This window comes from Mesorhizobium sp. M7A.F.Ca.CA.002.05.1.1 (assembly GCF_003998335.1).
In the GTDB taxonomy this organism is placed as follows: domain Bacteria; phylum Pseudomonadota; class Alphaproteobacteria; order Rhizobiales; family Rhizobiaceae; genus Mesorhizobium.
In genome coordinates this window covers 1-6,981 of record NZ_RZQI01000254.1, presented here as the reverse complement: position 1 = coordinate 6,981, position 6,981 = coordinate 1, and the positions used below count along the sequence as shown (strand labels likewise).

Sequence of the window (6,981 nt, the reverse complement as noted above, 5' to 3'; positions counted from 1 at the left end):
CCCTGGAAACATCGAGCCGTGCACTGGCAAACACGCCTTTGCGAGGCGGAACCAGTTTTGCCGCCTTGATCGATTCGATGACGGGCTTCGGGAGTTGCTGCAGCCGGGGTCCGGCATTGATTGCAACGACCTGATTGCCAAGTCGCACGCGCGGTGCATTGTTGACCACGACCGTCTGGTTGATGATCGTCGTGTTGCGCATGATGACGACGTTCTCCTGCACCGGCCGCACCATCCTGACCAGATCGACCGCGCCGATCGCCGCCACAGGCACGAAACACCACCAGGCGTCGTCGAAGGCGACACCGACGTCGGGCGGCGCTGGAGCCCAGCCGACATCATTGCCGCCCTGACGCCACACCACCCAGGCTGGCGCCCATTGATCGCCGGCGATCCACACCCAGCCGAAATCGGGATCATACGCCCAGCGGCCATAGTGATAGACGACATCGCCGAATGGCTCGGTGGACTGCCAGTACCAGCCATCGTCGGTCCAGACCCACCTGCCTTCGGTGTACGGCCGCCATTCGGTACGGACCGAGGGAACCCAGACATCGCCGAATCGGGCCGAGGTTCGCCATCCGCCATAATTCGAAAGCCTTTCGCGGACGGTGACGGCAATTTCCGCCGCATGCGCCTGCGTTCCGGGCAGCACCAGCGGGCCGGTCAGGGTCGCGCTCAAGGCCATGACCGCGGCCATTGCTGCTGCGCGTCCACGCCGGCCAAGGGAGCGACATGAAGACGCTTGGATGAAAGGTATGATGATCATAACGGGCTCCAGAGTTCCGCATCCAGAAAATCCCGGGAACCGCCCTGTTGCCCGCCACCGCTTCCCGGCTTCTCACCGATCGGTTGTCATCGGCCCGGGTGACCGCATTGCGGCATTTGACCATCAATTTTGCGCGACCGGCGCGGCATTCACAAATGGAACGTTCGTTTCCGGCGCCCGGGCGATTCCGAAACCGCCTGGCGATCTCATTTCTAGGATAGACCATTGAAATCGCTGGAAACTATGGTGGGGCGTGACGAGGGCCACCATCTCTGACGATACTTGATCGTCCGGCGGCAAGCCCGGCGGAGCGACCACCATGACGATCTGGATTTCACGGGAGGAAACCTGATGCTCGACAAGCCCTCTAGCAAGAACACGGCCCCTAGCAAGAAACTGTCCGACCTGCTCGATCAATTCGGCGCCGCGCTTGCTGCCAATGACATCGAGAAGGCGGTCGATTGCTTTCAAGATGATTGCTACTGGCGCGACCTCGTTACCTTCACCTGGAACATCAAGACCATGGAAGGCCGCGACCAGGTCCGCGACATGCTGAAAAACCAATTGTCGAAAACCAGGCCGTCGCACTTCGCCATCGCCAAGGGCGAGGACGCGACGGAGAGCGACGGGTTGATCGAGGGCTGGATCAGCTTCGAGACGGAAGTGGCGCGCGGCTTCGGCCATATCAGGCTGAAGGACGGCAAGATCTGGACGCTGCTGACCACCATGGCCGAACTGAAAGGCCACGAGGAGCCGGCAGGCTTTGCGCGGCCGATGGGCGCCAGGCACGGCTCGGGCAAGAACCGTCCGACATGGAAAGAAGAACGCGAGAGGGAAGCCGCCGAGCTCGGCTTCAAGACGCAGCCCTATACGGTGATCATCGGTGGCGGCCAGGGCGGCATCGCGCTCGGCGCGCGGCTGCGGCAGCTTGGCGTGCCCACCATCATCATCGAGAAGAACGAGCGTGCCGGCGACAGCTGGCGCAAGCGCTACAAATCGCTCTGCCTGCATGACCCGGTCTGGTACGACCATCTGCCCTATATCGATTTCCCCAAGAACTGGCCGGTCTTCTCGCCCAAGGACAAGATCGGCGACTGGCTGGAAATGTACGCCAAGGTGATGGAGCTGAATTACTGGTCCTCGACCGAGGCCAAAAGTGCGTCCTATGACGACAAGACGAAGGAATGGACCGTCGTCGTCCACCGCGACGGCAAGGACATCACGCTGAAGCCCAAGCAGCTGGTGCTGGCAACCGGACAGTCCGGCAAGGCCAATCTGCCGAAATTCAAGGGCATGGAAACCTTCAAGGGTGACCAGCACCACTCGTCGAAGCATCCGGGTCCCGACGCCTATGCCGGCAAAAAGGCCGTTGTCATCGGATCCAACAATTCCGCCCATGACATCGCTGCCGCACTTTGGGAAGCTGGTGCCGACGTGACCATGGTGCAGCGCTCGAGTACCCATATCTCCAGGTCCGACACGTTGATGGAAATCGGACTGGGTTCGCTCTATTCGGAGCAGGCGCTGCAGAATGGCATCACCACCGCCAAGGCCGATCTCATCTTCGCTTCGCTGCCTTACAAGATCCTGCACGAGTTCCAGATCCCGGCCTATGCCGAGATGAAGAAACGCGATGCGGCGTTCTACAAGGGACTGGAAAAGGCCGGTTTCATGCTCGACTGGGGCGACGACGAGTCCGGCCTGTTCATGAAGTACCTAAGGCGCGGCTCTGGCTATTACATCGATGTTGGCGCCTCGCAGCTGGTTATCGATGGTTCGATCAAGCTGAAGAGCGGCGTCGACGTCGAAGAGATCAAGCAGCACTCGGTTCTGCTCAGCGACGGGTCGGAACTGCCTGCGGACCTCATCGTCTACGCCACCGGCTACGGCTCGATGAACGGCTGGGCCGCCGATCTGATATCGCGCGAGACCGCGGACAAGGTCGGCAAATGCTGGGGCCTCGGCTCGAACACCACCAAGGATCCCGGCCCCTGGGAAGGTGAGCTGCGCAACATGTGGAAGCCGACGCAACAGGAGGCGCTGTGGTTCCACGGCGGCAATCTGCACCAATCACGACACTATTCGCAGTTCCTGGCGCTGCAGTTGAAAGCCAGGCAGGCCGGCTTGGCGACGCCGGTCTACGGCCTGCAGCAGGTGCACCACAAGGGATAGGCGAGCGCCATTCCTGCGGAGTAAAAAAGGAAGGAGGCATGGCTTGCACCCTGCCTCCTTCCTTCGAGGGAATTACGCCGGCTTACCCGCGGCGAACTGTGTCACCACCCGCTGCAGCAGCGGCACGTAATCGCGAAACGCCCGTGTCTTCATGTTGGCGATCTTGCCGCTCTCGTCCCAGATGCGGACCCGGACCGCTTCCTCGTGGAACGGGTTCTTGCGGAACTCGGCCACTTCATCGGCGCTCATCGGCCCGCCCTGCAGCGACAGCGTGTGCACCGAGGCCTGCGACAGCCTGCCGAAATAGGTCGGGTCGGTGGCGCAGAGATAGCGCTTGGCCGCGACATGCAGCCTGACGCATTCGACGATGACCGGCGGAAAGAACGGCGCCAGCACCTCGCCACCGGCCTCGTCATGATGCTTGTCCTCGACATCCTCGGGCGAATAGGTGCCGAACTCGCTGGTGTAGTGGCCGATGTCGTGCAGCAGCGCCGCCGCCACCAGCTCGTCCGGCGCGCCGTCCTGCTCGGCGAACCAGGCGCCCTGCAGCATGTGCTCCGACATGGTGACGGGTTCGCCGAGATAGGATTCGGCACCCCGGCGCTCGAAGATGTCGGCGATGAACTCGACGATGGTGTCCGCGTTCAAATCCTGGCCGCTCATTCCGCCGCCTCCTTGAACCCATGCTCGATCGCCGCGAGCGTCGACAGCAGACCGTCCTTGTCTGCGTAACAGCCCTGCAGCCAGCGCTTACCGGTACCGGAAAACGCCTTGCGGGCATGCATGACGCGGGTGTTGTCGACGATGAACGCCTGCCCCGCTTCGAGCTTGAACGTCACCTCGAAGGATGGATCCTCGATCAGTTCCGCGAACCGGCGATAGGCGGCGTAGTACGCTTCCATATCGCTGAACGGCACGTCGACCGTCGGCGCCAGGGAGCGGTTGTTGAAGCGGATGCAAATCAGCTCGCCATCGGGCCCGAGCTCGATCATCGGCCGCTTCGCCTGCAGCCGCACGCCGGAAGAGCCGGCATATTCGAAGCGCGCCGGGCATGAGCTCAGCAGCCGGAAGCCTTCCGGGTTCTCAGCCTGCAGCGCAGCCGCGACGGCAAACCCATCGACGACACTGGACTCGCCGCCCTCAACCGTATTCTCGATGCAGGACAGGATCTGCAGCGTCGGCACAGGGTCGCGATAGGGGTTGTCGGTGTGTGCCTGGAGGCCGAGATTCGTGTAGGCGAGATTGTTCGGATTGACCTCGGCGCGCACTTCGAACCAGCGCCCGTAATTGGTCTCCCTGATGTAGCCGAACAGATCGGATACTTTGCACAGCGCCCCGGATTCGGTCGGCAGATCGTCCATCACCGCGAAGCCATAGGTTTTCACCGCCGACAGCCATTGCCCCAGCACAGCACGATCGCGGCTGGCCGCAACATAGCCGGCGCGCGGTACCGAATTCTGCATCGAGGCCTTGGTCCATCGCACGGTGGCCTCGCCTGTCCAGCCCGGCTGGCGGCCTGCGTCACGATCATAGGCATTGGCGCTCAGCCATGCCGCGGGAAAGCTGACCGTCTTCTGCTCGGGCACGAAGCTGACTTCCAGGGCGCCGCCTTTGATCGACGCGGCGCCGATCCTGGTGTTGGCGGGAATGTCGAGAATGGTGATGAGCCGTTGACCATTGCCGGCGCTGCGCGTCTTGTCGTCCAGCGCATTGTCGCGCAGCCACATGGCATGAAAACGGCTGCGCGACCCGTCCTGCCAGCCAAGGTCGATTGTTCTGCCTTCGTCGCCGATCAGCGCGTGGGTGAGCATGGAGATCCGTTCCTGTTCATTGCGTCCCCCGCAGCCTGATCCGCAGGGTTTCGATTGCATGTTGATCGCGCGACAGGCATAACTCAAATTATCATTTTTTAGCCAATGACCGCAGAATACTAATGGCTCGTACAAATACACCCGTGCCGCCTCTGGACTGGCTGCGCAGTTTCGAGGCGGCGGCGCGGCTGTCGAATTTCACCGCGGCGGCAGCCGAGCTCGGTCTCACCCAGGCAGCCGTCAGCCAGCACATCCGGTTTCTCGAGGAGCGGCTCAAGACACGTTTGTTTTCGCGGCTGGCGCGGGGCGTTGCACTGTCGCCGGAGGGTGCGGCCTACTTGCCTCACATCCAGTCGGCCTTCGCCACCATCGGCAACAGCACCGCGGAACTGTTCGAGCCGCGTGCCGTCCAGACCGTGACCATCCGGGCGCCGATCTCCTTTGCCTTGCTCATGCTGGTTCCGGCGCTGCCAGATCTCGCCAAGGCACTGCCGCGCATCCAACTCGATCTGGTGACGATCCATCGCCCTGCCGACTACGATCTGCCGGGCTCGGTGCTCGACATCCGCTTCGGCAACGGATCGTTCCCCGGACGCGAAGCCGACAGACTGACCGCCGAGCGGCTCGTGCCGGTGGCCGCACCTGCGCTCGCCGGCGACGACGACTGGCCTTCCCTGCCGCTGCTTCTGGTCGCCGGCGCGCGCGAGATGTGGGCGGAATGGTTCGCCGCCGCTGGACTGGCTGGCCATCCCAGACGATCGCACCGCTTCGACAGTTTCGTCACCGCCATGGAGGCGGCGAGCGCCAGCGCCGGCGTGCTCTTGGGCTCGCGGCCGCTGGTCGATGCGGCGCTCGACAGCAAGACGCTGGTCAGGCTTTCCGACTATGAACTTTCCAGCACATCGGGGCATTTCCTGACCAGGGCGTCGACAGCACGCCTGACCGGAGCCGAACAGGATTTCCGCCAATGGCTGCTCCTGCGCCTCTCCGCGCCGGCATGACTGGTTATGAGATTGGCCCGATCCGCTTCCAGTAGATCAACGTGCCGGTCAGCCCGCCATGCGGCTTCAGGGCATAGTCCGGTATCTCACCGGCCAGCGTGAAGCCCAACCGCTCATAGAGGCCTGAGGCGCCCTCCTCGGTCGCCGTGTCCAGAACCAGCAGCGTGCGGCCCTTCTCCAGGGCGAGGCTCTCGGCGGCTCGCATCAGGCGCGTTCCCACACCCCTGCCCCGGTAATCGACTGATGTCATCAGCTTGGCGATCTCGGCCCGGTGCGGCTGGTTGGGCGGACAATCGAGCAGCAAGGTCACGGTGCCGACGAGGTTTTTGCCGTCCCAGGCGCCAAGCACCGATCTTTCGCCCCTTGCCGCCGCGGCCAGCGACTTCTCCCAGAACGTCCTTGCCGCCTGCGGCGCCAACGGATGCATGAAGCTGACCGAACCGCCGGCCGCCACCGTTGCGACCAGCAATTCGGCCAGCATGTCCTGCGTTTCGGCAGTCGGGTTCAGGGGTGCGATCTCGATCGAGTTCATGTGCAGGATATCCTGTGATTGCAATAGAAGCGGGCGCATTGCTGTCAGTCCAGACGGTGCGCGCGGCGTCGCTTTCGCGCCGCCTTGATGGCGCTGATGCGGTCGGCGTCTTCGTGCCCGAGATGCCGCCCGCGCTCGAGTATCTCGAGCGTGTACTCCTCATAGGTCAGGCCAAGCCGCTCGGCTCTGTCCATGCGCAGCAGCATCACCTCGTGGCTCGGCGCCTTCCACGCCTTGGCATGAGCGGCCTGCCAGGCAAGGAAGATGTAGGGATCGCCCTTGCCCCATGGCGGGCCCTTGTACTCATCGAGAGGCGGCCCCCCATTGTGGGAGCGCTTTGGTCTTCTTGCCATTGTGTCAGCCCCTGACCAGCGCGACGAGATAGTCGGCGCCGGGCTCGAGGGCGTGGAAGGTGCAGTCCGACGGCGCCCCGAGCGCCAGGCAGTCGCCTGATACAAGCTTGTGCACTGTCTCACCTTCGATGAATTCGAGCCGCCCGGAAATCAGCCATATCTGCTGCTTGATGAAGGCGTATGAAGCGGCCGGAAAACTGACCTTGGCGCCCGCCGGCAGATGCACCTTGATCAGTTCCAGCGGCATATCGCCAGCCGGCGAAAGATGCCGCCTGACATAGCCGGTGTCGGGATCGCGCCACACCGGCTGGTCGGCCTCGCGCAATATCCCGCCGCCCTGCAA

At 63.1% G+C, this 6,981-nt stretch carries 7 protein-coding genes and 1 pseudogene; 2 read left to right on the top strand and 6 right to left on the bottom strand.

Annotated features, from left to right (window positions below):
* Positions 1-700 (bottom strand): DUF6600 domain-containing protein (locus tag EN939_RS14965; RefSeq protein WP_335930792.1); only part of this gene is annotated, 700 nt, incomplete at its 3' end.
* Between the two features lie 420 nt (positions 701-1,120).
* Between EN939_RS14965 and EN939_RS14960 the strand changes: the two genes are divergently transcribed.
* Positions 1,121-2,941, top strand: coding sequence for an NAD(P)/FAD-dependent oxidoreductase (locus EN939_RS14960; RefSeq protein WP_127268623.1), 1,821 nt, complete (start codon positions 1,121-1,123; stop codon positions 2,939-2,941).
* 72 nt (positions 2,942-3,013) lie between these two features.
* On the opposite strand, the gene tmpB is transcribed toward EN939_RS14960, so the two are convergent.
* Positions 3,014-3,604 carry a (R)-1-hydroxy-2-trimethylaminoethylphosphonate oxygenase gene (gene tmpB / locus EN939_RS14955; RefSeq protein ID WP_127268622.1) on the bottom strand — a complete coding sequence of 197 codons (591 nt, stop codon included), beginning with the start codon at positions 3,602-3,604 and terminating at the stop codon, positions 3,014-3,016.
* Positions 3,601-4,752, bottom strand: a complete 1,152-nt coding sequence (gene tmpA, locus EN939_RS14950) for a 2-trimethylaminoethylphosphonate dioxygenase (protein ID WP_127268621.1) — start codon at positions 4,750-4,752, stop codon at positions 3,601-3,603. Before tmpA ends, tmpB begins: the two co-directional genes overlap by 4 nt.
* 122 nt (positions 4,753-4,874) lie before the next feature.
* On the opposite strand from tmpA, the gene EN939_RS14945 reads away from it, so the two are divergent.
* On the top strand, positions 4,875-5,753 hold the full coding sequence (locus EN939_RS14945) for a LysR family transcriptional regulator (RefSeq protein WP_127268620.1): 879 nt from the start codon (positions 4,875-4,877) through the stop codon (positions 5,751-5,753).
* A gap of 4 nt (positions 5,754-5,757) precedes the next feature.
* Here EN939_RS14945 and EN939_RS14940 read toward each other — a convergent pair whose 3' ends face one another.
* The 3 genes and pseudogenes from EN939_RS14940 to EN939_RS14930 form a co-directional block, all read right to left on the bottom strand.
* Positions 5,758-6,285, bottom strand: a complete 528-nt coding sequence (locus tag EN939_RS14940) for a GNAT family N-acetyltransferase (protein ID WP_127268619.1) — start codon at positions 6,283-6,285, stop codon at positions 5,758-5,760.
* Positions 6,286-6,329: 44 nt separating this feature from the next.
* Positions 6,330-6,638, bottom strand: coding sequence for a hypothetical protein (locus EN939_RS14935; protein WP_127268618.1), 309 nt, complete (start codon positions 6,636-6,638; stop codon positions 6,330-6,332).
* A gap of 4 nt (positions 6,639-6,642) precedes the next feature.
* Positions 6,643-6,981, bottom strand: a pseudogene (locus EN939_RS14930) (LacI family transcriptional regulator); the annotation flags it as partial.